Here is a 26,879-nt window from a genome sequence, read left to right as displayed (position 1 = left end):
AAATATCCTTTTCTTTGCTTAAGCCTTCTTTTAGTATCAGCCACAGAATAAGGAACCCTGAGTTTCGCGTGGGTTCACTGATATAGGCTTTCAGTGCACTTTTGGACTCGATGAGGTCATAGATTGACGCAGCAAGCTCTGAATTTAGAAAGGTGTCAGGTGTCAATACTGGTACCTCTTGCTTGAGTGACCTTTTTCAGTTTTTAGACAACCCCTCTCTTCTCTGTGAGGCTAAATGAGCTTCGAGGGGCCCCCGGAGAGGGGGCCCTCAAGTTTACTTCAGGTCGCCGTAGCGGCGGTCGTAGAGAGAGGGAATGGAATTGCTTTGCAGCGTTGACGAGTTCTTTATACGGTGTATCAGTTACCGTCACAAAACCATTATTGTAGTTTTCGCCATCCCAAGCTCGTCCCGTTACAGGCGAATCTAAGTATTGGAACCAATGTGCTCCGACAAAATATGGGTTGTCGACGATACTTTGCATGTAATGCTTAAACATATCACCACGCCATTTTTGTGATTCGCCACTGATTGGGCCTGGATGGAACATACCACTATCCATCGCGCCAAAGGCAAACTCTCCGATAAAGCTAGGCTTATCGAGTTCTTCTAATCGGCTCCAATCCCCTTTAGATTGAAGGTCATAGGCGTATAGGTTGTAAGACATGACATCTACATAAGGTGCTGCCGCTTTTGCAGCTTCAGGTGTTACTCCCCAGTCTGCGAAACGCGAACCTAAATAAAGATGGTTAGGCAATTCTTTCTTCACTTCTTCACTGACTATTTTGAAGAATTCGTTAGCGTGTAGTGTTAAAAACATCGAGAAGTCAGATTTGATCGCATTTGTATAGGTTCCGGAGAATTGGAAACTCTTAGATAGGTCGTCCCATGAGGACAAGTTCTCATTCCACGCAGTGTTAAGTGCGCTGATGTTAGTGTATTTTTCTTTGAGTGCGGCAACGTACGCTTGTTTCGCAAAACTGTCTTTTGCATCCAGACGTAAAGCCCCAATTGCCAACGAATAGTGATTCGCGTCAAGCTGCATGTTACCCCAGGATAGCTCGTTGTCGACAAAGACTCCGATACACCAAGGTGACTCATTTACATCTTCGGCAACACCTTTAGCCATTGTTGTGACGGATGTTCTAAACGCCGGATCAAATGGGTCGTGCATTGCACCCCAGTAGTCATTCCCCGTTGCAATTTTTTGGTGGTCTCCAACGATCCATCCATGTGCAGTGTAAGGGACTTTTGTATTGCTATAGTATCCTGTTTCCGACCAGTTCCCCAGTGATGTAAAGCCCCAATCCATCATTCGTGATAGAACGACTTCACGCCATGTTGACAGTGTGTCATCTAGATTATTGGTTTCAAATTTACGTTGTAAGTTTGCGGCGTAAAAAGAGAAGACTTCGCCATGATCTAGAGGGCCGTCGTGGATCATTTTACTGTATTGATATGATTGCGCGAGAGAGTCGTTATAGTCTGGTAACCAGCTAAACATGTTGCGTCTCAAACTGGATAGTTCCGCTTTTTCTCCTTTCTGCTCGAGATATGGAACACCCGAAATCTCACTTGGACGGTAGTTTGCTGTATCGGGCTTCTCTATTTTGGTGAAACCAATACCTGTAGTGGTGAACGTGTCGTCCAATCTTATGTTATCAAGACCGGTCGCGAAATAAAGGTAACCCTCAGGGTCAACAAGGGCCCATTTCCCTTTCACCTTCTCCGTTCGGAAGAAGCCTGTCGCCTCGAGTTGCGGACCTTTTTTCCAGCCACCAAACGTCGATCTATCTGGCATCAAACTTACGTTCTTTAGGAGTTCGATGTCCTCTTTAGCTCTTTGTGCAAGCTGCTTGTCATCGGTGACTTTCTCTTTCCAATTCTCTTCTTTGTACTGACCATATTGGTCAATTAGATTTTCAAAGCGTGTAGAATCTGCTGCTAGATTGGGAAGTAGGGATACAGACGCTATTTCAAGCGTTGCCTCATTTTGAGGATTCATTTGGTATAGCTGAATACTTACAATGTTACTCGTATCCAGCTCATCCTCACCCCAACCAAAGCCCATTTGCTGAGCCTGATAAGCTTTTCTCGGTGGAAGACCGCGCATGCCTGCATCGAAAGTCTGGTCTAGATTTTTTAGTGTGAAATAGTAGGTTCCTTCATCATTGGGTGAGAGTTGTACATAGCCCGTACGACTGTGTTTAGAACCATTTGCCTTGCCCCCAAGATTAACATCAACATCATCGTCAACTCGGATATACAGCTGTATCGGTGCCTCACCTGTGTATTTTAGATCAAAGCCCAACGTAATATCGTTATACTGACTCCAATCCCACGGTTTATCGCCAGAAAACTTAACCGTCGGGTAACTCTCATCGGTACCATATTTCACTTCGAGTGCTTTATTACCGTTACGCTCAACAATATGAACTTCAGAACCGGTATGTCGCTCAATCATATCAAGGTTTGAGTTTTCGAATGATAGAACGGGCGCAATGACTTCTATTGGCGCGTCAATCATTTTAGTTTCGCGAACCTCTGATTGCACTAAATCACCAGTTCCTTCGAGGAAGTCAAAGCTGTGGATGAGTAGTGTTTGTTTTTCAACTGGGCCAATGGTGTAGAGCGTCATTTCATATAACTGACGCAGATTGAGCTCTTTACCACCTCGGTAACCCGGCATTTCCATATCAGAACCATTGAAATAAAATTCAATGGTTCGCTTCTCATTGGGTTCAAGGTCAATAGGTAAATCGAGTTGATGTTCTGCAGCACCCATAATACCAATGGTGTCTGCAAGTTTAATTTCAAAGTGTAAAGGCGCATCGGTCGGGTTTTCTACTTCCATAGAAAAACCACCCTGAGTGTTCCAATCCCATTTGTCATCCGGTGCGAATATTTTGAGCCCTGGCCACTTAGAGTTGGCTTCACTCTCACTCACCGCGTCAAAATCGACAACCAAAGTGTGATCTTTTTTATGAAAAGTCACATCGCTTGGTTGCATTTTCTCCATGATTTCATTGGATGTTAGATCAAGTTTTTCTGCTGTATTTAGAGTCGTTTCGCTGACTTTATTTCCCTGAGCTTGAGTGTGCTGTGTGTAAGCCAGGCCACCAAATAAAGTACTCGCTATCAAAAGTGATAGGGCAGATCTTTGAAGATTCAAGAGAGGCTCCTTGTTCTCAATTAGTATTGGTTTGTTGATATTGAAGTAAAGTTCAACCAAAAAATATATAGGTAAACCTATATTGAGGTGAAAAGTGTGATTAGCGCGACTAAAACCCGATTTTTTTTGAGTGAATGTTTGAAGTTGACCAAGTATTAACCAAAATTAGAAGTCGTTTCTAGAACGTTTCTTACATAAACAACAGTGATGGGGAGGTTTTTAACCCTTATTCAGAAAGAAAATAGCTTTTGCGATACTGATCAAGGATTGGTTTGTTATGTTGAGTTAGATTGGTTGATAAATTTATTAAATGCAGCATTGAATCAATTTTGCTGCCAGCTTTGAGGTAACTATTCATATGTTAGTGTTAGCTAAGGACGCGATTACGTTTTCTGAACACGATAGGTCAATACCATTATTTGACTTTTCAGAAGAGAGCATTCCAAACCAGTTTTCTTTTGAAAACATAGAGGCCACCCTCGTATCTAGTGGAAAAGGAATTACGGTCGGTGAACATGCACTAAAGGTTCATACTCACAGCAAAGATAACTTCCATACTGCGATTTTGTTAGAACCAAACGAAGGCGAAGTCTGGGACTGGAGCCAGTTACCCGCATTTAGCTTTGCATTTGATGCAACTAATATAGGCCATCGTTCGACACAGCTTTTTATTAATCTATTTGATCACAAAGGACAAATGCATAGCCGCTGTGTAAATATTCCTGGTCACTCAACGGATACTTATCTAGTTGAATTAAAGGGGGAGTTTCTTAAAGGAAAGACTAACTTTGATTCAGGTTTGCGATCAAATCCCGCATCGTTCGATACGCCATTTACTTATGCAACGTGGATGTGGGGGTTGATGAATGTTGACTTGACTAGCATCGCCAAAATTGAGTTGAGCATCCATGGTACGTTGATTGACCATGACATTGTTTTCGATCATTTCCGTTTAATGTTAAACCCAGAACCAAATCCAGCCTTTCTAGACGGTGTTATTGACCAGTATGGTCAAAATCGAGACGCATCATACTCAGAAAAAGTGACATCCGATGATGATTTACTCGCTCGTACTGACAAGGAGTTACAACAGCTGAAAGAAGGAGCGATGCCAGATCGAGGTAAATTTGGTGGATTCACAGAGGGTCAGCGATTAGAAGCCACGGGATTCTTTAGAACGGAAAAGATCGATGGGAAATGGTCCTTAGTTGACCCAGAAGGGTATCCTTACTTTGCAACAGGCATAGATATTATTCGCCTTGCTAATGCCTACACAATCACTGGCGTTGATTACGACCATAGTAAAGTTGAGTCTCGAGAATCCGATGATGTCACGCCTGAAGATTCAAAAGAAAAAGTAACGGTTCCATTTGCGGCCAAAGAGAGCGCTTATGTTGCTAACCAAGCTCGCCGTGATATTTTCCAATGGTTGCCAAGTTATGATGAACCATTAGGTGAACACTACGCATACATGCGGGAACTGTTTGAAGGCCCGGTAGACCGTGGTGAAACGTTCAGTTTCTATGCGGCAAACTTGCAGCGTAAATACGGCGAAAATTATTTGCAAAAATGGCGTGAAGTTACCGTCGACAGAATGTTGAACTGGGGCTTTACTTCGTTAGGTAATTGGACAAACCCAGAGTTTTATAGCAATGAAAAAATCCCTTTCTTTGCTAATGGATGGATTATTGGTGACTTTAAGACTGTAAGTAGTGGTGACGATTTCTGGTCAGCACTGCCTGATCCGTTTGACCCAGTATTTCGAGAACGAGCTAGGGCCACAGTAACGCAAGTTCGACAAGAGATAAAAGATACACCATGGTGTGTAGGTATTTTCATTGATAATGAAAAGAGCTGGGGACGAATGGGTACGATTGAGGGGCACCATGGGATCGCCATTCACACCTTAGGCCGTGATGTGACCGATTGCCCAACCAAAGCTGTATTCGTTGATACCTTGAAAGAAAAGTATGCCACCATTGATGCGTTGAATGCACGTTGGGGAACTGAGATTGGTTCTTGGGACGTATTGGCTTCAGGTGTTAAATCACTTGAGCACAATGAAGCGCAACTAGAAGACTATGGAATGTTGCTTGAAGTGTTCGCCTCTGAGTACTTCCGTGTGGTTAACGAAGAGCTAAAAGCACAATTGCCAAATCATTTATATCTAGGTGTGCGATTTGCTGATTGGGGAATGACGCCAGACGTTATTCGCGCAGCGGCCAAGCATTGTGACGTCATCAGCTACAACTATTACAAGGAAGGCTTACACCCAGAACCATGGTCATTCCTACCTGAAATTGATATGCCAAGTATCATTGGCGAATACCATGTTGGTTCTAAGGATGTTGGTTTCTACCATCCAGGCTTGGTATGTGCGGCGAACCAGCAAGAGCGCAGTGAGATGTATGAGAGCTACATGCACACCGTTATTGATAACCCATATTTTGTTGGGGCACATTGGTTTCAATATATTGATTCGCCAATCGCTGGTCGCTCGTTCGATGGAGAAAACTACAACGTAGGGTTTGTGTCTACCGCTGATGTGCCATATGAGCCAATGGTTGAAGCTGCACGGAGACTACATAGTCAAATGTATAAGCGCCGTTATCAAAAATAAACCACACACTTGGTCATAACGATAGGGCTGATAGATTTATCGGCCCTTTATTTGGGGAACACCATGTCATTGATTCGGAAAGCTCTTGTATTTTCATTGGTTAATATGATGCTGTCGCCATCGTTATTAGCTTGTGCATTCCATGATCTCGATACAGACAACCTAACACAAGAATTGTCGTATACCGTGGGTTACTATATTAAGGCAGGGCGTACCCAAGGCAAGATAGAACAGCCAAGCAACGATAGTATGGCCATGTACTTATTTTTGAATTCATTGAATACGAGCTCTGTGCAATCCACGACGTTCGACTTTCGCCAACCCATCGATGGCCATATGTCGACGATTGAAGTCACGCAGAAAGCAAGGTTACTTGACTATGTTCCCGGGCGCGAGTTGCCAACGTTAATAACTGAAATGGACATATTATTGGGCTTAGCGCAGGGAAGGTTTTCTTGGAAGTGGGTGAAATCGGAAGGTTTGGCCACGATTAACGGCACAGCTGAGCAACGCTCTGCATTGGATCAAGTATTAAGTGACAGATATATTTAGTCCATCGCGTACATGATGGAAGGTGTTTATCGAAGCAAGTAGCGTAGCAACACTATTTATCGATATATATTTAAGTGAGGAGATTATAAAGAACTGCAGTGTTATGATTGAGTTCCGTTTTTTGATCCAGAAAGGAAAATTGATTTTAGATTCACAATCTAGGTGATGTGAAGTCGAATGATTTTGTGTGATGGATACCTATCATTTAATGGATTGCCTTTTATACGTCGCGACTTCTTTTTCGCAACTTTCACTATTGTTGAATATATATTTTTATATTGACTTTTATTATTTACATAAGAAAAGTCATTTGTATTTTTTATTAGTATTTGCATATAGGAAGAGTAATGAAGGAAAATAGAATAAGGTCCCGAACTTTACTGGCGCTCAGTTTGGCGTGTGTATTACCCACCACGTCCCTTGCAAGTGATGATACTGTGCTTATCGACCCGGTAACGCCTGCATTTTTTAAAGAGAATGTGGATCATACTATTAAACGCATAGTTCTGGATCTTGATAACATCGGTGAGTATTCAACAATTAGTATCTTTTCTGGTGAAGAGCTAATTGTTGACAATCTGAATGTGCCATCAAAAGGAAAACAAACAATATCAGCGTTGGTTAGGTTTTCCGAACTTGGTCCCGTCACATTAAAGGTGAAGTCATCAACATCATCATTAATCATTAATCGTTTAGAATTAGAAACGGTGGCTGACTTGATTGTCCCGTATTATGAAGATATTTCAGTAAAAGCTGGGCTTGATAAAGTCAATTCTCTTAAATATGGCGGACCCACGGTTGCTGATATTAATAATAATGGTTATTACGACTTTGTAGTTAATAACCACAATGAGGAGAGTAGTAAACTCTATTGGAACAACGGTGATGGCACTGTCACAAAGCATCATAAAGATCTATCACGTTGGCATATGCATGATCTACATGGCACGTCGTTTGCGGATTACGACAATGACGGTCAATTAGATATGATATTAGCGCAAGGCGGTGGTAACGGGCGAAATCCATCGAGAAATAACTTTTACCGTAATAATAATGGTGAGTTTGTACTTTATACAGGTGATGTCGGTATTGAGCGAGGTGCTCGCGGTCGAGGTTCTAAATGGGCGGACTTTAACGGTAACGGCAAGCTAGACTTCGTAATGATAAACGAGCGCGGCCTATATAAAGAAACACCGCAACATCATTTCTATGAAAATTTGGGTGATGGTAAGTTTAAACTACGCTCAGTAGAGGGTATCGAAAATGAAGCACCGGAAAGAGCTCTAATTACTGACTTAAATAATGATGGTATTGATGACATCATTCTTTATGGTCATCGCGATACAATGTCGGTATGGCAGGGAAATGGTGATTTTACATTTACAAATATTACTTCAAAGTTTCCAAAAGAACTGCGTGATGCAAAGCAGATTTCCGCCGTTGTAGATCTGGATATAAATAATAATGGAAAAACCGATTTGTACTTTGCTCGTGGCAAGGAGTTCGAGCATGGGCGAGGGGAAGCTCCTTCCGTAGACTTCGATCCAGAAACTAAGCAATTCTCAATTAAACCTCGGCCTTACTTTGGTAAAGAACAGTGGCAATTTACCGCTGATGGTCCTTTAAAACTCGATAACTATTACTTCCTTGGCCAAAATGGATTCAGAAACAAAGATTATCCAATATTTCTAGGCAAAGACAAAAATGCCACAGCAGTGCCTTCTGGTGGCGAATTTGAGTTTTCTGCCGAGGACGCGCAGGGTTGGCCTGATGATATTAGTAAGAGTGGTGTTTACTTCGGGCATGTGGGTAACGGTCAATGGAAGGCCGCACTGGTGCGCAAGGGAGACATATTCTGGGCGTATAAATTCAATCTCACAGGTGTTACTTCATATGAGTTAGATTTTATGCCAGAGAACAGAAATCTGAGAGACTTCTTGCTCCGAAATGATGGTGATAAGTTTGTCGATGTTTCGGAAGAATGGCGAATTCCACGTGGGGGTAATGCACAGGGTGTTACTACGGGCGATTTCAACAACAATGGTAGACAAGATCTTTTGGTCTACCGGTGGGGGAATGTGAATCATCGTATTTCTGATTTGATGCTGCTTAATAATAATGGTCATTTCGAAACATTAACCATGCATGGTGCGTCGGATGTCGGTGGTCCCGGCTATGGAGACATGGGGCAAGCATTTGATTTCGATATGAATGGTCGTACCGATATACTTAGTGGTAGTGAGTTTGGTGAGTGGTACTTGTACAGCAATCAAACGAAGGGTATTGGTAATTATGTATCCGTTAGAGTGGGTTATTCGCCAAAAGATAATATTGATCCTATTTCAGCTAGAGTCACGGTGAAAACGTCGGATAAAGCATGGCATAAACGAGTGGGCTCGGCGGGTGAAATTTTTTCTCAAAGCTTATTGAATATTGTTCACTTTGGTGTGGGTGATGCGACAGAAATTGAATCAGTCGTAGTTACATGGCGCAATGGCGAGTCTGTAGAGTTTAATACTAAAGCAGTAAATCAACAGTTATATACTGAACAATTAGACCCGACCCTTATATCGATTGAGTCTGACTATGAAGCAATTAGGAAAGGTACCGATGCTGCTCTCTCCTTGAAGTTTTCGCCACCTAATTCAAACCAAGCAGTGGTTTGGTCAAGTAGCAATAATAAGGTATTGACCGTCGATCAGGCTGGATTGGTCTCTGCTGTCGGAGAGGTTGGACAATCAGCAGTGATTACGGCTACCAGTAAAGTGACGGACTTAAGTGCTGAGCGTTCATTTGAACTGGCCGACTGGTATCCTAATCCTCTAAAATCATTAGAAATATCAATGCCGAAGCCGTCGTTAATCGTTGGTGATAGCGAGAAACTTGATATCGTAATGGACCCTGCGAGGCCGGATGATGCGACATTGACTTGGTCGAGTAGTGACAGTCGGGTAGCCACGGTTACATCAGACGGCGTTGTTAATGCCATCAAAGAGGGTACTGTGGTCATTACGGCAAAATCTGAAGCTAATGAGGTTGTAGAAAGTAGCACAAAATTCACAATCGAGCCGAATGTTGCAGGGTTTGTTCGCATCCTCGACAGTGATACCTTTGCGAACAAGCCGATAGTCATTGGTGACAATATGACGGTCCACATTGAGTATCATGCAGGGACCAACAATAAAGTGATCTCCGCTGATGAGGGTGGACTAAGGATCTGGCTTCGCCACTTTCAACGTAAGTGGCTCCCACAGCGTGATATCGTCTTAGTCGAAGAGGAAGCAGTGAACACAGAAGCGGGAGGCTTTAGTTTTTCTGTTCCTTTAGAGGGAGTCATTCCTACAGAAGAATTACCAGAGGGGCACTTCTACTCATTACGAGCAACATTTACGGCAAGTGACGGTACGATGCATGACCATGAGATCTATCCATTGAACTTTGTTTCACAGTAAAAGTAGTAAGCACGATCTAGTCAGCTTTATATAGAAAACTGCGTTAAACGAAAGGCCCAAACTGAATATCCAGTTTGGGCCTTTATGTGTTTTCTAACCCTAAACCACCTTCTAGGAAGGTGTTGATCGTCCATTAGGGCTTTGCCCGAAGGACGCTCATGTTCAAGATATCCAAGTTTGTAACCAGCAAATCAAGGAGAAAAAGAACATGAGCAGATATGAATCCGCTTCGCACGTATATTACAGGTGCCAGTACCACATAGTTTGGACACCGAAGTACCGACTCAAAATACTTAAGGGTAACTTGGGCAAAGAGCTGTACCGAAGTATCTACATCTACAGCAACATGAAGAACTGCAAGGTTGTAGAGTTGAATGTACAAGTAGATCACGTCCACTTAGTCGTGAGAATGCCCCTAAGTTTGAGCATTTCAAAGTATATGGGATTTGTTAAAGGACGGACAGCGATAAGGCTGTTCAACAAATTTCCGTATTTAAGCCCGAATTCAGATAATAAGTGCGACACTTCATTGGTAGGATTGAGGAAGACAGCCAATTGTTGAGATTCGTATGCTCTTCTGACCAAAGAAACGAGCAGTTCCAACATGAAGTATCAACAATTGACTGAAGGGAAAAGATACCAGATTTCAGCCCTTTTAGAACAAGGGTGTATCAATAAAAAACATTGCCCTTGCCAATGACTGCCATAGAAGCTCAGTTTATAGAGAACTTAGCCGTAATAGTGGAGAAACAAACTACTGCCCTCAAACCGCTCATCAAGCTTGCATTGAGAGAAGAAGTCAGACTCCAAAGTATAAAATACCCTCAGAACGAGCGGAGTTTATCCGTTTGTTGATAGAACATGATTGGAGTCCTGAGCAGGTTTCAGAAGTATTGACGGCTTCGGGTATGCAATGGATTTACAAATTTATTGCGAATGACAAAGCAATGGGAGGGAAGCTTTATCGGCATTTGAGACAGGGTCATAAGCGATACCGCAAAGGCAAGAGAATCAAGGCTGAAGCCATTAAGAATGCAGTCACAATCGATGACAGGCCAGCCATTGTAGATAGTCGTAAACGCTTCGGTGATTGGGAAATCGATACGGTGTTAGGCAAGCATGGAACAGGCGCTATCGTTACCCTACTTGAGCGTAAAAGTCGCTTCTTCTTGATAAAGAAAGTGAACTCAAAATCAGCGAAAGATGTCACAGCAGCCACAATAGAATTGCTCATGCCATATAAAGCACATGTACATACAATCACTGCTGACAATGGTAAGGAGTTCGCTAATCATGAAGAAATTGCGCAGGCGTTAGAGGCAGATGTTTACTTTGCCCATCCGTACAGTTCATGGGAGCGCGGAGCAAATGAGAATGCTAACGGTCCACTTCGTCAATATGTGCCGAAAGGTTCTGATTTACGTGAAGTTAGTGAGGACGTGATATCCCTCGCTATGGTGAGAATAAATTACAGGCCAAAGAAGTGTTAAGGTTTTAAACAGCCCGCCGTGATATTCAAAGAAATGTGCATGGCTGCTTAAATGGGGAAGTGTCGCACTTCGGACTTGAATTCGGGAGAAAGCAGAAGTTATGGGGCAATAAGTTTTGGCAGCGTGGCTATTTTGTTGATTCGGTAGGAATGAACGAGGAAATAATCCGAAGATATGTCAGGCATCAAGATCGTGTGGGAAAGGAAGAGGAAGAGCGTCAGATGCATCTAGGGTTGAGTAACTAAAAGTTAGCCCCCTTCTAGGGGGCCATTCAAAGCCACCTGCTCTGCAGGTGGATTATTTACACTTACTTGATAGCTGGGTGCTTCTTTTCGATGGGCATCTCAAGAATACCCAAGAGGGTTGAAAGGAAAACTAGTTTGCAACAGGTTTAAATACGCGAATCCAATCGACCAGCATAGTTGTTCGACCAGACGTATCGGCTAACTCTTTATCGGTTGGATCGGATGTCCACCAGCTTTGTAGTTCATTGTTAATAATAATGTCCATCGGTTTGTCGAACCCGTTACCATCCTGATAGTTGTATGGGTCGATCACTGACGCGGGTGAACGTTCGCTTGCTTGCTTTAAGAGAGCGAAATCAAAGTCACCTTGCTCTTTTTTGTAGATATCTACCGCTTGGTAACCACTGCCGTCGTCCGATAGCTTCTTATTTCCATTTACTTTTGGATAGCTATAAGTCCAAGTCCACTCACCGCGATTGAACATTTTGGTCGCAAACGCATTATTGTATACAACGCGAACTAACTCGCCATTGATATAGTATTCAAAGTGAAAAGGGTTGACCCAATTCACGCCAATCTGAATATATTGTCGCTCACCATTGTTCCATGTGTAGTCACCCCAACTAGCATGTCCTTCACGGTCACCAAGCCACCAGCTGTTTGTGTCTTTAGGCTGGTAATCAGTAAATGGGTCTCGAATAAATGAATGATGGCTAAGGTGAATATATTGGGAAAAGTGACCGTTATTATTGTCTTTGCCAGGATAAGCTTCAAGGATATCAATTTCTTGCGTATCATCAGGGCTCAGCAACCAGACAGCGGTTGCTAAAGAAATATCAGCAAGACTTACGCTCGCTTCAACAAAAACAGGGTATTCAACTTGGGTATTCGATGTAATACAGCCTGCATTTACGCCTGGCTTTCCCTGTTTATCTGTGCTTGGATTACGTGATAGGTAAAATTCAAGGTTATTGTTTTGTACACCGACATGGTCGTGCTTCCAATACGTTGCTCCAGGACCATCCCAGCTATTATGATAAAAGTTATACCATTTTCCGTCTCCGAAGTCAGAGCGTTCAGACGTACGATCGAACGTGTACTTAAAGTCATCTGAAACATCTGTTTGCGCTTGCCATTTTTGGCTATCACCGGCTGATGCTGGTACATCAAGCGCTAAGTAGTCACCTTTTGTAGGGTCAAGTCCAATGGACTTGTAGCCGCCTTTAGAGACTGCTGTTAGATCCGTTTTGCTGTCTGGACCAGGTTTTGGAGCAACAACGCGCTCATAGCCTGTTAATTGAGGTTTGGGTGTTGTCGACGCACACCCAATTAGAGCCAACGCGATCGACGTAACTATTAAAGTGTTCTTATTCATTGAAATAAAATCTCTATAAATAGGTCATAAATAAAAACGCTAAAGCTTGTTATTCTTGAACAAAGCTTCGGCGTTTAGTCGTGATAAATTGCTATTGATTTACTGGTTTGAATACACGAACCCAGTCAACCAGCATAACGTTCTTTCCTGATTCATCAGCTAGATCAGCGTCGGTTGGATCATGAGTCCACCAACTTTGGAGTTCATTGTTAATGATAATATCCATTGGCTTGTAGAAGCCTTTTCCTTGCTGATAGTTGTATGGATCAATCACTGAAGCCGGAGACAGTTCGCTCGCCTTTTTCAGGTAGGCGAAGTCGAAATCATCACTGTTTTTCTCGTAGATTTCTACCGCCTGGTAACCTGTGTTGTCATTCACTAAGTCGTTATTACTATCAACTTTTGGATAGCTGTAAGTCCAAGTTGGTGAGGTGCCAGAGTACATTTTTGTTGCAAATGCGTTGTTGTATAGCACTCGCACTAACTCGCCATTAATATAGTATTCAAAATGATAAGGGTTTACCCAGTGGACACCAATTTGAATATACTGTCGATCACCATCATTCCAAGTATATTCCCCCCAGCTGCTACGGCCACCCATGTGATGGTCGTCGCTTGACCCTTGCCACCAACTGTTTCTATCGCGAGGTTGATAGTCAGTAAATGGCTGTCGAATAAACGAGTGATGGCTTAGGTGAATAAATTTTGAAAAATACGTATTACCATTCCCACTACCTGCGTATGACTCAAGAATATCAATTTCTTGTGTATCATCAGGGCTGAGTAGCCAGACAGCAGCAGCTAAAGATATATCTGACATGCTAACGCTAGCTTCAACAAAAACAGGGTATTCCACTTGATTATTGGAAGAAATACATGCAGCATTCACGCCCGGTTTATCTTGCTTGTCTGTTCGATCACTCCGAGAAACGTGAAACTCTGCTTTACCGTTCTTAACCGTGACATGGTCATGTTGCCAATAAGTCGCGCCTGGACCGTCCCAGCTGGACGAATGATAGAAGTTGTACCAACGCCCGTCACCAAAATCCTGTCTTTCAGATGTCGCTTCAAACTCGTATTGAAAGTCATCAGACATATCAGTCAGTTCTTGCCATTTTTTCCAACACCTGCAAATGCGGGCACGCGTAGTCGATGGACGTCTTCAGGGTCTTCGGAAACAGAACCGTAACCAAGAGTGGAAATATCAGTCAATGTGGTTGAACTTTCAGGACCAGCCTGAGGAGGTGCTACGCCATTTTGTCCGCCTGGGTCTGTGGGGCCGTCACCTGAACCACCGGAACCACCGCCGCAACCGGCCAAAACAAGAGCTGTCGCTATCGTCGCCAGAGTAAATGTATGTTTCATTCCTTTAATCCCTTCAAAATACGCTGCTAAACAAAAAGAAGCATACACATTTCAACCAATAGGTTTTGTGATCAACCAATTGTATTTAACTGGCAGCCCAATGATTGATATTATTCGTATCATTAATGTGATTTATGCGACAATTTGTACAGAAAGAAGTAAGGCCAACAGCGTGTTGTTGGCCTTAAGTTCCTAATAGCTATTGCTTTGTTCTAATCTCTTTTGGGGTTTTCGATTGGCTGACAACAACACCTCTATCTGTTCAATCGATTTGTCTTTAGTTTCAGGTAGTAGTTTGCCAATCAGCACTAATCCGAGGCCACTGAACACTGCATACATTAAGAACGTGTTTGCTGCGCCAAAGTTGGCCAATTGCCATGGGAAGAATTGTTGAATTAGGTAACTCGCAATACTAGTAACGATGGCACATATAGGGATAGCAGCACTACGGACTGAGTTAGGAAATATTTCTGAAAACAGAACCCACATGATCGGTCCAATGGAAATATGAAACGCTGCGATAAAGCCGAGAATACCAAACAGCACTAAGTATGGATTAACTACAATCGTTTTCTCGATAATGGTCGCTTCATATTGAATCAATTCGCTTGTTGAATAGACGGTTGACAGTGCCTCTTTAAACGCTACATCACTTTTAAATACTTTACCCTCGAGTCCTTGGAGAGGCGCGACATTTATGGTTTCCGCGAGTTGCTCAACATTGGCGCTACTCAGTTCATATTTAGCGCTTTGGAAGCCATACCAACAGGCGACATGGCTAAGAACAGCAAATGATAAACCAATTAGTAGTAATGGACGACGACCCAATTTGTCGATAAACATAATGGCTAAAACGGTAAAGACTACACTCGTCAAGCCAATGTAGATAGCTTGTTGAAAGGCTGCGTTACCACCGAACCCAACCTGCTCAAAAACAGTAGGTGCGTAAAATAGAATGGCATTCATCCCGGTAATTCCCTGCACTATCGCGATCGTTACTCCAATAATCAACGCGGTACTGTGTTTTGATGTAATAAGACTTTTTAATTGATGACTAAAGGCTGGCTGTTTGTCCTCTTGCATCGTTGCATTAACTTCTTTTACCGTGTCGAGGAGTTCATCAGGGGCATACAATTTGCTAAGTACGTCTTTTGCTTCCTGAACTTTGCCTCTTGTGATCAACCAGCGAGGTGATTCTGGAACGGAAAATAACAGCGCAAACCAAAGAATGGCAGGAACAAGCTCGGAGGCTAGCATGGTTCTCCATACTCCCTCTGATGAGAGTAGGTAGATGCTATCGGAGATGTTGATGACGAGATAGTAGTTGATAAAGTAGGCCATTGATAAGCCAATAACGATGTTAAACTGATTACAGGAAACCAACTTACCCCGCAGTTTCGAAGGTGCTACTTCGCCAATGTACATCGATGCCAGAGACAAGGAGCTAAAGGCAAGACCGCCAATAAAGCGAGCACCTACTAACATCTCGTAACTGGTAGCTAACGCAGAGGCGATAGCGGAAAAAATATAGAGCCCCGCAATAAGAATGAGTGCTTTTTTGCGCCCCCAAGCATCGGCAATTTTTCCAGCGAAGAACAAAGCTATTATTGCTCCAAGGCTCGGAGCTCCAACAATAGTGCCTATCTGTAAGTCGGATAGACCGAACTCTAGACTGATAAAACGAATAGTTCCGGATATGATCGCGGCATCGAGGCCGAAGACAAATCCACCGAGCGCGACGATTAGCGCGTATCGAATGGCATTTTTAGTGTGATGGTTCATTGGATAGTACCTACTTCATAAAGATTATCCAATACTTGCCTATAGGTGAGCCAAAGTATGCATAACTGATCACAATTGGCTGATCAATTATGTATTTTTAGGTTTTTTAGTTAACCAGTTTGAGGTGGCTCGCAAAAATAGCCACTAGGGCGATTTTTGCGAGGGGGTTATTTTACTGCTCCGGCGGTCATGCCAGAAACGATTTGCTTGGAAAGTGCAAAAAAGACGCAGAGTAGAGGAAGTGACGCTAGAACTGCAGCAGGGAATAGTTGAGTCGGATCGACGGAGTAAGTGCCCAGAAACCTGAGTACTGCGGGCATAATAGTCAGTTTGCTTTCTGTTGTGATGAATAGAAGTGGATTCACAACGTCATTCCAGACGGATAATGTAACGAAAATAGCAAGTGTACCCGTGATGGGTTTAAGCATAGGAAAAATGATATACCAATAGGTTTTTAGAAACGATGCACCATCGAGCCTAGCCGCTTCTTCGAGTTCTTTGGGTATCGCTTTCATAAAGCTCGTGTAAAAAAATACGCCAAGTGGAAGGTTGCCCACAGTGTAGACCAAAATAAGACCGATATAAGAATCAAGCAACCCCAAGTCTCGCATAAATAGATAAAGAGGTGTGAGTGCCGCAAAGGGTGGAATTATCATACCGATAACAAAAAAGATATAGACTATGCTGGTCATTCGATTTCGTATCCTAGCAAGTGGATAGGCAGCTAGGGATGAAATTAATGACACACATAAGATAGAGGCGATAGTTATCCCTATCGTGTTCAGAACAGTACCATAATAATTCATGTCTTCGATAACACCTGCGTAATTGGACAGGTGCAGGGTGGTTGGGAGCCCAAGTGGGTCGAGCATGATTTCTTTTCGAGAACGAAAGGACATCGCTATCATATAAAATACAGGTGATAGTATTAGGACTACGACGGCAACCATAAAACTACTGAGAAGTGTTTTATTGAGCTTTCGCATCGGGAATCGTCTCAATTGTCTATGTTTTTGAGAACGATTCATTTGTGGACTATTGGCGTCATTTACGATCAACTTTTCCATTATATCCGGTCCTCCCTAGACCTTAAGTAACTGTTTTGAATGATTGTGATGAGCGCTACCAAGATGATCATCACAACGGAAAGAGCCGCTGCCATGCCGTATTTAAAGTCTTGAAAAATAAGCGTAAATATTTTCAAACCTAGCGTCATCGTCGCATAGTCTGGACCGCCTAAGGTCATGATGTAAGGGAATTCAAATGACTTAAGAGTCCCTATGGTTGCGAGAGTCATATTCACGGTAATGGCTGGTGCGAGTAATGGAATATCGATGTAGAAGAAAGACTTAATTGGTGACACGCCATCAACACGTGCCGCATCTTTGATCTCTGAAGAAATGCCGGCATAGCCCGCTAGAAATATTGCAGTAGAGTACCCAACAAACATCCAAACATGCACAGCTGCAACTGAAAAAAGGGCAATGTTTGAATCCCCTAACCATACCTGTTGTAAGTTTGATAGCCCTAACAAAGACAATAGTTCGTTAAGTCCGCCGCCCATTGGAGCATAGAGATATTGCCACACATATCCCGCTATGACCAGAGATAGCATTGAAGGAACGAGAAGAGCAGTTCGCAACATGTTTCGTATTTGTGGCAAGCTATTGAGCAGCGCAGCAAATATTAAGCCAATACCATTTTGAAAGATGACTACGAATAAACCGTACATCAAGGTATTTTTAAGTACCTTTAAATAACGATGATCAGAAAAAATCTCATGATAGTTATCAAAACCAACCCATGAACTCTCGCCAACTCCTGCATACTCAGTCAAAGACAAGGAGATGCCTTTAAATAGTGGATAGATTGAAAAAAGAATGTATATGATTAGTGCAGGTAAAATAAAATACAAGCGTCTATCTAGTCTCATTATAGTACTCCAATGAAGGTCCACTTGAGACAAGTGGACCGTGGTCTTGTTACTTTTTAGCTCTTTCTTTTTCCATAATCGCATCCCAGCTTGCCAGTATAGGAGCGTAGTCTTGATCCGAATTTAACATGAATGCGGTAATATCATTTCGCATGTCTGGCGTTAGACTGACAGGAAAAGAACCGTCTGGGTAGGTGACAAAGTGGCCACTTTCTCTTGCCTCAATATAGCTAGATGCAATGTTGAGCGGCAATCCAGAATCACCGTTGACAAGTGGCGAAATCGCAGTGTCTGCTTCAAGAAATAGCTTCAAGTTTTCATTTACTGTCCAGAAATCGATCCATTTCATTGCCGCTTCTTTGTGAGTGGCATCGTTAGGAATCGCCCACCCTGGGCCAATATAATCAACAACGACACCATGATTGCCGTTCGCAGACGGAAAAGGATGCAGAGTGAATTTTTCTGGTAGTTCGTCGTTCATGAAGGGGGTGATATTCCACAGACCCTGTGGAAGCATTGCTATTCGTCCCGACTGGAATGTTGTTAATGCGACAGACCAAGGGTCGGTACCGGCACTAATTTTAGGGTTGAAGCAGTTTGCATCGATCATCTTGCGGAATGATTCAAATGCGTTCTTAACATATTTATCATCGCTAAATTTCAATTCGCCGGAGTTAAACTTCGAAATCCTATCTTGGCTAGGCTTGTCACCATCGGTAAGAGCCAAACTGATAAAGAAAAGATATGGGCCCCAGTCACCGTTATTTCCTGGTAATACCGTTGGAATAATGCCCTGTTCATTTAGCGTACGGCATGTTTCAGTGAACTCTTCTAGCGTATTTGGAAAGTCAGTGATACCAGCCTTAGCAAGTAGGGCGTCATTCGCATACATGCCCATCCCCGAGACTTGAAGCATCGAGTAATACACATCATCACCTAGGCCTAAATAGGGTTGCAAAGCAGGCTGGAATTGATTGATAAATGGCTGTTCGTTCAGTTTCATTAACTGACCATTTTCGCCCCAATGGGTCATAAACTCGCGGTCAACCATAACAACATCGGGTGGAGAGCCTGCTTGAAATCGAGCTGGAATACTCGTCACCATGTCATTCCTTGCCATAAAGTTCAGTTTAACTTTAATGTTTGGGTTCTCTTTTTCAAATCGCTCGATGATGGTGGGGAAGTTAGCTATTTCAGTTCCGGAACCTTTCCAGCTTGCGACTTCGAGCTCGATAATATTGTCTGCGAGCGCACTACCGAAAGTGAGAGACATTGCTAGCCCGGTACAGAGTGATAGTGTTGTTTTTTTCATAACTCGGATCTCTTTGTATTTTTATTTTTACACATGTTGATCAATTCCGACGTAAAGAAGCACCACTTAGAAGACTTGAAACAGAATTGGACAACCAAGATGATTAAAAATGTAGCAACTGGTTTGCTGAATGTATGTGATTGGCCTCAAATACAAACAATGATACATAATTGTTAATGGTGTTAATGCTATTTTTTAGACAATGGTCACATACCCGTGTAAACCTCTGAACTTTTGATTAACCAATGGTGTGGAATTGAGTTACTTTGGTTGACAAATGTTCAGTGGGGATGGAATGGTATGTCGGCGATTAAATTAAAAGGTGTGAAAAAAAGGTTTGGTAAGGTTCAGACAATCCATGGGGTAGATTTAGACATTGCACACGGTGAGTTTGTTGTTTTTGTTGGCCCTTCTGGGTGCGGAAAGTCGACGCTACTTCGGCTAATTGCGGGACTTGAGGATATTTCTGAGGGTGACATTTACATTGACCAACAGCAAGTCAATGATGTTGAGCCAGCGGAGCGGGGAATATCCATGGTCTTTCAGTCTTATGCACTCTATCCGCATATGACGGTTGAACAAAACATGGGGTTTAGCCTCAAGATGAGTGGAGTTGGTAAGTCGGAAGTCAGCCGGCTCGTGAGCCTAGCGGCGAAGAGCTTACAACTCGAGCACTTATTAAAAAGAAAGCCAAAAGAGCTGTCTGGTGGTCAGCGACAGCGGGTGGCGATTGGTCGCGCGATTGTTCGTAACCCAAATGCATTCTTATTTGATGAACCACTTTCTAACCTTGATGCTGAACTTCGCGTTGAAATGCGACTGCAAATCGCAAAGCTGCACCAAGAAATTGATACCACGATGATCTATGTTACGCATGACCAAGTGGAAGCAATGACACTGGCAGATAAAATCGTAGTACTTAAAGATGGAAGCATTGAACAAGTTGGAACGCCACTGGATCTCTATAACAAACCCGCGAATATGTTTGTGGCTGGGTTTATTGGTTCCCCAAAAATGAATTTTTTTGATGTCGACGTCGTCGAGTGCAAAGAAGATACCTTGAGAATAAGATTCGCCGATAACCAAGAGATTCAACTACAATGCCAAAATGATAGTTCGGTTAGGGTGGGGCAAACCCTTAAACTAGGAGTGCGGCCTGAGCATTTGTATATGGAAAAGGGAGTCGGAGATATTACTTTTAGCTTTCAAAGCGAAGTTGTTGAGCGACTTGGTAATAGTACATATATGTTTGGCCAAGTGTCGGGACAAGATAGAGTCGTTGTTCATTGTCCTGGCGACAAAGAGGTTGGGCCGTTTGAAAAAATCGCTGTGACCGCGAACTTGAATGACTGTCACCTTTTCGGTGAAAATGGCACCAGAATTAGTCACTAAAAAAATAGCATCGCAGTAGCGATGCTATTTAATTAATGCTTGGCTTGATGGCCGACCCAATATTTATTGGTAATTAACGTACACGGTCTTTTTCTGAAGGTAACCTTCTAGGCCGTGTTTGCCATCTTCTCCACCGATTCCCGAACGTTTAAAACCAGTGTGGAAGCCGTTGAATAACTCACCATTCGGACGGTTGACATATATTTCACCGACTTCAAGCTCGTTGACCGCCTGCATGATCTTACGCATATCGTTGGTATAAACGTAACCAGAAAGGCCAAGGTCGATATCATTGGCGTACTCAAGTGCTTGTTCAAAGCTCTTAACTGGCATCGCTGCGACAATCGGTCCAAATGTTTCTTCTCTCATGATGTCCATGTCATTGGTAACATTCGTGATGACCGTAGGTGCAAACCAAAAACCTTGGTCAAACTCTTCCCCATCAGGTCTTCCACCGCCAAGTTCAATCACCGCGCCTTGTTCTTTTGCACGCTCAACCATACGTGTAAGGTTTTGAATCTCTCTTGCGTTAACTTTAGGGCCAATATCGGTGTCATCTAGAAGCGGGTTACCAACTTTTAGTTGCTTTGTTTTCGCAATGAATTTTGTCATAAACTCAGCGTAAATTGCTTCATGAATGTACATACGCTCGTTAGATGTACAAATTTGACCGCAATTTCCAAAACCAGACTTCACGGCTAGGTCGACGACATGATCAACATCGACATCGTCAAGCACAATAAATGGCGCCTTACCACCAAGTTCTAAATTCAGCGCGGTGATATTCTCAGAGGCTGAACGATAAAGTATTGAGCCAACCTCAGAGCTTCCTGTTAGTGTTACTAACTTAGTTAATGGGTTTCGAACTAATTCGTCACCGACAACGCCACCTTCACCTGAAATAATGTTAACGACACCTTTAGGAAAATCACACTCAGCGATTAGCTTTGAAAACTCTAAAACCGCTAGTGGCGTATCTGCAGGAGGCATAATCACCATGGTATTGCCCGCAACTAATGCATTGCCGAGTTTTCTCGCTGCAAGTGCTAACGGATAGTTCCATGCAAGTAGACCAACAGTAACGCCAAAAGGCACACGTTGAATCCAGATTTGCTCATTTGGGTTTTCGCTTGTCACTATCTCTCCCTCGATACGACGAGCTGATTCAGCTGCGTAACGAAGAAAACCAACTGAACCTGCGACCTCACCACGAGCGTCCGAAAGTGTTTTCCCTTGTTCGGTGGTTAACAGCTTTGCGAATGATTCTGTGTTCGCTTCGAGTTTGTCGGCGAGTTTAGAGACATAGTTAGCACGAGTCTGGGCAGGGAGCTTTGCCCATGCCTTTGACGCTTTATCACTCGACACAAGTGCTTTTTGAGCATCTTCTCTCGTCGCTTTTGGTGCATAACCCACGATGGTTTCATTACTTGGGTTAATAACTTCAATAGTCTCTGAGCTAGAGGCTTTTAGCCATTGACCATCGATGTAAAGATTGCTGTGTAAAGTAGACATAGTTTCCTCAGCGAGTACATATAATATGGCGTTAATATAACCCAATTAGCATCATTGGCAAACCAAAATGTTGCATTGGTGAACGTATATGTGATTTGATCTGCGTATTTGTATTTTTTAATTATCTAATGATACAGCATGATTAATTGTCAGGCTTTTGTCACAAACTCTGAATATTCAACACTGTAACCTTATTGTATTGCAAAAATCGTGATGCTGATAGCATAGCTATGCTGTATTTGGTGGTAAAATTGGTTACATTAAAGTAAAATCGGTTGACCGAATTATGCCGACTACCTCTGGAAGACTGAATGATTGAATCAAATAACACTAAACGACGATACTATGACATTGGGCTTCAAATCGAAGAGCTGCTCCACTCTGGAGTATTTAAAGCTGGTGAACGGTTACCCTCTGAACGCGAACTGAGTGACCGCTTTGAGACGAGTCGCGCGACGATCCGTGAAGCTATCATCATGCTTGAGCTCAAAGGTCTAGTGATTGTACGACAAGGCGCAGGTATCTATTTCATTGATTCTCCTGATAAAGCATCTAGTAGAGCATTTATCCCTAAAAGTGATATTGGTCCTTTTGAGCTTCTTCAGGCTAGACAGATTATTGAAAGTAACATCGCAGGGTTCGCCGCGACGCAGATCAAGTTCAATGAACTTAGAGACCTTAAAAAGGTGCTTATACAGCAAGAGAATGAAATTAACGGTGATAGTGAAAAGTTCGAACAACTTGATGAACAGTTTCACCACTTGATCTCTGAGTCGACCCAAAATCGTGTATTGATTCGTCAAGCGGCAGAGATGTGGAACACGGTACGTATTAAAAACCCTCTTTGGCGTGAGTTAAACCACAAGTATCTTCATGAAGAGCGACTACAAACTCAGTGGATTAACGACCACAAACGTATTTTGATGGCTTTACAAAAACGCTCTGCGGAAGAAGCGAAGCAGGCCGTTTGGCAGCACATTGAGAACAGTAAGGTCGAGTTGTTAAAGATAGCATCGTCAGAAGGGGTTGATGAGGAACTCGATGACTTTTTCTTCGCTCTTGATTTAGATATCGAGAACAGTTGATATAAGGCTAGTCCAAATAGCTTATTGTCATTAAAAATAAGTATGAATGAGACATTTCCTGACTCTCTAGAAAAAATCGGATACCTGTTTCAGGTTCCGATTTTTTTCGTTTTGAACGCTTTCATTTTGAACGCTATTGTCTAGCCAAACCAATGTCGCGCCAAACCAAGTTCTTCAAAAAAAACCGGAAACCTATGGGTAGGTTTCCGGTTGCTTGGTACTACGATTTAATTACTATTTAGCATGGATTATTATCGCCAGCTTCTGTAATACAGACTGGTTGAGTCCCCCAATCACTCTTCTCACCTCGATCATTTAAGAACTCTACGTACAAGTAGTAGAAATCACCATTTTCTAAGTGTTTCGTTGGTACCAATCCATTATCTTGGTAAGACGGAAGATCAAGAGAGTAAGTTGCCGTTCCACTTTGACTACCTACTGTTCCAGGTACGATATCGTACTGATTACCTGTTCCCTGACCAGCAAAATCATAGACAAGGCCCCAGCTTGGGCTTTGGAGACGACGTAAGTAAATTTTCACGCCTTCGGGTATAACGCTATTAGAACCAGCGTGATAGTCGAATGTAACCTCCATTGGGGTGTCGATTGGGTTTGCACGAGTTTTGTATTTCCAATCGTTGTCAAACTTAATGCTATTTCCTACAAAATCCTCGGAGTCAAAAGTAATTGAGTCTTGAACAGCATCTGGTGTTTCACTTCCATTTGCAGTCGCGGTAATCGTGACTTCACCAACGCCAGTACCTGATACGACACCCATCTCAGTTACGGTTGCGACGGCTGAGTCAGAAGTCGTCCACGTGATGGATACATCGTCGGGTTTTTCAGTTGGGTCGCTTGATTCCAATGTGGTGTCTAGTGTTACCTCCTGACCAACGTATAGGGGAGTACCATCATGTTCGATCGTGATATCAGTGACATAGATTGGGTCAAAGTCTCCTACTGAAATATCGATTGTTTGGCTTACGCTACTTGCTATTGAAGAAGTCACGGTAATGACGGCATCACCGTTTGCTTCAGCAGTGATAACACCAGAGGCATTGACACTGGCAACCGCTTCATTGCTACTAGTGTATACAACATCCGGTGTAGCGTTTAATGGAGTGAAGGTAGGTGTCAACTCATAGGTCTCATCAACACGAAGCTTTTTATCTTCACGATCCAATGTAATGCCAGTTGGTGTTGGCGCCATACCGTCTTCAGAGTCCAAGGTGCCATTAAGCGCTGGTTTATCAAACGAGACCGTTTCACCATTTCGCCAGATGATGGTTGCTTTGTTTACTTGCTCACTGTTGCCCAAACCGAAATGGGTTAGGTTCATGACGCCTTGGGAGAACGCTTCACCACGAGAACCAACTCGGTGCGAAGGTTTGGTACCGGACGCTGTTTCTAAAACAATGCGAGCGCCCAGTGGATCAATGTTTGCAAATGGGCTGTAGCCAACATCGACATTGAGGTAGTTGTTCGAACTCGTGGTTGTGTTTTTATACAAGTACCACTTACCTTCTTCATTACTACCATTGAGCAAGTCAACTTGACCGTTGCGGTCAAAGTCGAATGCTTGTCCCATATCCCCGTGTCCAGGATCCGTTACATCGTGTGCACCATGAATCGTAGTGGTTTCAAATTGCCCTTTGCCGTTGTTAACCAACAAAAGGTCAGAAACACGTTCTGTTAAGAAGCCATAACGATGGATAAATAGATCGTTCCAACCGCTGTTGTTAAAGTCTCCAAACGTAACACCCCAGTGGTTACCACCTGCAGGTACATTCCACTCTTGTGTTGCATCAACAAACTTATCGCCCTCGTTGATAAGAAGCATATCACTAACGTTGCGGTTCGTTGGTGGCCAATCCGTTTCAACCCCTAAAACGTTTTCTAGAGAGAACGAAACGTTCCAATAAACATCTTGAGTTCTTACCCACTCAACTTTCCATTTTCCGTTGCCAGTGTAGCCAATATAAATACCATTTTGATCTCGGTTTTCTGGGAAACCAGTGGCATCTTCTGGCTTAATATCAAGCTCGTGTGGTGCATCTTTCATATCTGGGTGAAGTTGGCTGTCTTGGAAGCCTGTGGCATAAACCCATTTTTTCTCTTTTGCATCACCAAGGTAAATTGGATAACCATCATCATACTGACGATAGGTAAGGTTTAGTTCATTGAGTGTTAACGTTGCCCCTTCTTCTGTCATAATATCGACGAGTGTCTCACCTTTCTCACCATCATCACGGACATCAAATTTTTCTGTGACCGGGTTGTAATCGTAAGACTTACGAGACATCTGATATTCAGGGAGACCACGTGATAGGTAGATATCGAATAGCCCATCATTGTTTAAGTCCACCTCTGCAGCTGCTTGAACCTGGTATAGGTTTTGAGCGCTGGCAGGCAAACGTTCACTCGTCACGTTGGTAAAAGAGAAGTTACCATTGTTTTTCCATAGAGAAAGAGGGGAAAACAACAGCAGATCTTGTTGGCCATCGTTGTCAAAATCAACAATCAACACGCGTTCAGATGGCGTCGACTCAATGCCAGGGATACGCACTTGCTCGAAGGTACCGTCGCCGTTATTGCGATAAAACAACTGGATAGGACCATCGTAATTAGGTGTCGTCGCGTTAATGAGTACCAGATCTAATAGACCGTTATTGTTTAGGTCAACCCAACGTGGAGCACGTCCGCGAGCGGGGGTATTGATACCACCGTTGTTGTCAACTTGAACATATCCACCTTTACCGTCGTTTTTGAAGAGGATGTAGGAAGATGGACTTGTACCGTTAGCCCCACCCATAGCAAGCATAAGATCTAGGTTACCATCGTTGGTGAAATCACCGAGCGCGGTACCGTGATAATCTTGAGCATAAGGGAAAATAGGTTCAACAGTAACAGTTGCACCTGAGGTGTTAGTTACTACTTGCGGAGCGATGAAGTTGTGGTTGTTTAGAATAGCATCGTAGAAGCCATTGCCCTCTATATCACCAATGGAAGGACCCCCGTATTTAAACGTGACCTCCGTCTCCAATCCAACGTCTTGAGAGGCATCCGTAAATTGAGGCAAAGCGACATCAACCAGTGGTGCAGCGGTCATCGACTTGACCCTTACAGAACCAGTTCTGACAGCGATGGTAAAAGGTACATCACTATCAGATTGTGCAGCAGTATCATTTAGCTGAGTAATCAATCGCAAAGAATGATCGCCGGAACTTGGAATATCGACCTGATCTAAAAGTACTTGTTTTCCCTGCAATACAGAAATAGATGCGTAAGCAGAGTCAATAGTAACTTCTAGCTCAATAGCTTGAAGTGAATCTGGCGAAGTAATATCAACATCAACATCAATATTTTTGCCCACTTCAACAGTAGCAGGTAATGGCGTGGTTGGGTTTTGGCCTCCTGGAGGGATTTCACCGCTATCTGAGCTACTGTTGCATCCGACTGCGGTGGCAATAGCCAAAGCTAAGACGCTGTAGCCTATTTTACTAAATGACATACTGTTTCCTTTTTGGTGTCATACAATTTTCAGCAGATAGATTAGCGCTTAGTTTTAAAACGATTTGTGATCCTTGCCTTTTG

Annotated in this window: 15 protein-coding genes and 3 pseudogenes; 8 read left to right on the top strand and 10 right to left on the bottom strand. The window is 43.0% G+C overall.

The window, feature by feature from the left end; all coding sequences use genetic code 11:
- Positions 1-203 precede the first annotated feature (203 nt).
- Positions 204-3,170: a beta-galactosidase gene (locus tag AC6I8Y_RS09810; protein ID WP_498020073.1), complete on the bottom strand. Its 2,967-nt coding sequence runs from the start codon at positions 3,168-3,170 to the stop codon at positions 204-206.
- Between the two features lie 358 nt (positions 3,171-3,528).
- Here AC6I8Y_RS09810 and AC6I8Y_RS09805 point away from each other — a divergent pair, with 358 nt between their 5' ends.
- The 6 genes and pseudogenes from AC6I8Y_RS09805 to AC6I8Y_RS09780 form a co-directional block, all read left to right on the top strand.
- Entirely contained in the window at positions 3,529-5,790 is a 2,262-nt protein-coding gene (locus tag AC6I8Y_RS09805) for a beta-galactosidase (protein ID WP_498020072.1), read from the top strand.
- 63 nt (positions 5,791-5,853) lie between these two features.
- Positions 5,854-6,342, top strand: coding sequence for a hypothetical protein (locus AC6I8Y_RS09800; protein ID WP_498020071.1), 489 nt, complete (start codon positions 5,854-5,856; stop codon positions 6,340-6,342).
- Between the two features lie 347 nt (positions 6,343-6,689).
- On the top strand, positions 6,690-9,794 hold the full coding sequence (locus AC6I8Y_RS09795; protein WP_498020070.1) for an FG-GAP-like repeat-containing protein: 3,105 nt from the start codon (positions 6,690-6,692) through the stop codon (positions 9,792-9,794).
- A 208-nt stretch (positions 9,795-10,002) separates the two neighbouring features.
- Positions 10,003-10,290 (top strand): annotated as a pseudogene (gene tnpA, locus AC6I8Y_RS09790) (IS200/IS605 family transposase); the annotation flags it as partial.
- Between the two features lie 108 nt (positions 10,291-10,398).
- Positions 10,399-11,284, top strand: a pseudogene (locus AC6I8Y_RS09785) (IS30 family transposase).
- A gap of 86 nt (positions 11,285-11,370) precedes the next feature.
- A pseudogene (locus tag AC6I8Y_RS09780) lies at positions 11,371-11,529 on the top strand (transposase); the annotation flags it as partial.
- Positions 11,530-11,659: 130 nt separating this feature from the next.
- Here the strand turns inward: AC6I8Y_RS09780 and AC6I8Y_RS09775 are convergent.
- The 7 genes from AC6I8Y_RS09775 to AC6I8Y_RS09745 all read right to left on the bottom strand — a co-directional run bounded on the left by AC6I8Y_RS09775 (position 11,660) and on the right by AC6I8Y_RS09745 (position 19,296).
- Positions 11,660-12,904: a LamG domain-containing protein gene (locus tag AC6I8Y_RS09775; RefSeq protein ID WP_498020069.1), complete on the bottom strand. Its 1,245-nt coding sequence runs from the start codon at positions 12,902-12,904 to the stop codon at positions 11,660-11,662.
- 91 nt (positions 12,905-12,995) lie between these two features.
- The gene (locus AC6I8Y_RS09770) at positions 12,996-14,000 is read right to left on the bottom strand and encodes a LamG domain-containing protein (protein ID WP_498020068.1); all 1,005 of its coding nucleotides are present in this window, start codon (positions 13,998-14,000) and stop codon (positions 12,996-12,998) included.
- A gap of 5 nt (positions 14,001-14,005) precedes the next feature.
- Positions 14,006-14,269 (bottom strand): hypothetical protein, encoded by a 264-nt coding sequence (locus tag AC6I8Y_RS09765; RefSeq protein WP_498020067.1) that lies wholly within the window; start codon positions 14,267-14,269, stop codon positions 14,006-14,008.
- Between the two features lie 192 nt (positions 14,270-14,461).
- Complete coding sequence (locus AC6I8Y_RS09760) at positions 14,462-16,051, bottom strand: sugar porter family MFS transporter (RefSeq protein ID WP_498020066.1); 1,590 nt, start codon at positions 16,049-16,051, stop codon at positions 14,462-14,464.
- 167 nt (positions 16,052-16,218) lie between these two features.
- On the bottom strand, positions 16,219-16,950 hold the full coding sequence (locus AC6I8Y_RS09755) for a carbohydrate ABC transporter permease (RefSeq protein WP_498020065.1): 732 nt from the start codon (positions 16,948-16,950) through the stop codon (positions 16,219-16,221).
- A 167-nt stretch (positions 16,951-17,117) separates the two neighbouring features.
- A complete protein-coding gene (locus AC6I8Y_RS09750; protein WP_252015068.1) occupies positions 17,118-17,984 on the bottom strand; it encodes a carbohydrate ABC transporter permease in 867 nt (288 codons plus the stop codon).
- 49 nt (positions 17,985-18,033) lie between these two features.
- Complete coding sequence (locus AC6I8Y_RS09745; RefSeq protein WP_498020064.1) at positions 18,034-19,296, bottom strand: ABC transporter substrate-binding protein; 1,263 nt, start codon at positions 19,294-19,296, stop codon at positions 18,034-18,036.
- A gap of 300 nt (positions 19,297-19,596) precedes the next feature.
- Here AC6I8Y_RS09745 and AC6I8Y_RS09740 point away from each other — a divergent pair, with 300 nt between their 5' ends.
- Positions 19,597-20,688, top strand: a complete 1,092-nt coding sequence (locus AC6I8Y_RS09740) for an ABC transporter ATP-binding protein (protein ID WP_498020063.1) — start codon at positions 19,597-19,599, stop codon at positions 20,686-20,688.
- Positions 20,689-20,751: 63 nt separating this feature from the next.
- Here the strand turns inward: AC6I8Y_RS09740 and aldA are convergent, their stop codons facing one another.
- A complete protein-coding gene (gene aldA / locus AC6I8Y_RS09735; RefSeq protein WP_498020062.1) occupies positions 20,752-22,200 on the bottom strand; it encodes an aldehyde dehydrogenase in 1,449 nt (482 codons plus the stop codon).
- 311 nt (positions 22,201-22,511) lie between these two features.
- Between aldA and AC6I8Y_RS09730 the strand changes: the two genes are divergently transcribed.
- Positions 22,512-23,285 (top strand): FCD domain-containing protein, encoded by a 774-nt coding sequence (locus AC6I8Y_RS09730; protein WP_498020061.1) that lies wholly within the window; start codon positions 22,512-22,514, stop codon positions 23,283-23,285.
- A gap of 238 nt (positions 23,286-23,523) precedes the next feature.
- Here AC6I8Y_RS09730 and AC6I8Y_RS09725 read toward each other — a convergent pair whose 3' ends face one another.
- Positions 23,524-26,796, bottom strand: coding sequence for an FG-GAP-like repeat-containing protein (locus AC6I8Y_RS09725; RefSeq protein WP_498020060.1), 3,273 nt, complete (start codon positions 26,794-26,796; stop codon positions 23,524-23,526).
- Between the last annotated feature and the right edge of the window lie 83 nt (positions 26,797-26,879).

The sequence above is a fragment of the Vibrio sp. KUL78 genome, assembly GCF_059725505.1.
The sequence above is the reverse complement of the archived record's forward strand: the minus strand, read 5'-3'. Positions and strand labels throughout refer to the sequence as shown.

Coding starts and splice junctions, on each gene's coding strand:
- AC6I8Y_RS09805 (WP_498020072.1), top strand. CDS start 3,529: ATGTTAGTGTTAGCTAAGGACGCGATTACGTTTTCTGAACACGATAGG.
- AC6I8Y_RS09800 (WP_498020071.1), top strand. CDS start 5,854: ATGTCATTGATTCGGAAAGCTCTTGTATTTTCATTGGTTAATATGATG.
- AC6I8Y_RS09795 (WP_498020070.1), top strand. CDS start 6,690: ATGAAGGAAAATAGAATAAGGTCCCGAACTTTACTGGCGCTCAGTTTG.
- AC6I8Y_RS09775 (WP_498020069.1), bottom strand. CDS start 12,904: ATGAATAAGAACACTTTAATAGTTACGTCGATCGCGTTGGCTCTAATT.
- AC6I8Y_RS09770 (WP_498020068.1), bottom strand. CDS start 14,000: ATGTCTGATGACTTTCAATACGAGTTTGAAGCGACATCTGAAAGACAG.
- AC6I8Y_RS09765 (WP_498020067.1), bottom strand. CDS start 14,269: ATGAAACATACATTTACTCTGGCGACGATAGCGACAGCTCTTGTTTTG.
- AC6I8Y_RS09760 (WP_498020066.1), bottom strand. CDS start 16,051: ATGAACCATCACACTAAAAATGCCATTCGATACGCGCTAATCGTCGCG.
- AC6I8Y_RS09755 (WP_498020065.1), bottom strand. CDS start 16,950: ATGTCCTTTCGTTCTCGAAAAGAAATCATGCTCGACCCACTTGGGCTC.
- AC6I8Y_RS09750 (WP_252015068.1), bottom strand. CDS start 17,984: ATGAGACTAGATAGACGCTTGTATTTTATTTTACCTGCACTAATCATA.
- AC6I8Y_RS09745 (WP_498020064.1), bottom strand. CDS start 19,296: ATGAAAAAAACAACACTATCACTCTGTACCGGGCTAGCAATGTCTCTC.
- AC6I8Y_RS09740 (WP_498020063.1), top strand. CDS start 19,597: ATGTCGGCGATTAAATTAAAAGGTGTGAAAAAAAGGTTTGGTAAGGTT.
- aldA (WP_498020062.1), bottom strand. CDS start 22,200: ATGTCTACTTTACACAGCAATCTTTACATCGATGGTCAATGGCTAAAA.
- AC6I8Y_RS09730 (WP_498020061.1), top strand. CDS start 22,512: ATGATTGAATCAAATAACACTAAACGACGATACTATGACATTGGGCTT.
- AC6I8Y_RS09725 (WP_498020060.1), bottom strand. CDS start 26,796: ATGTCATTTAGTAAAATAGGCTACAGCGTCTTAGCTTTGGCTATTGCC.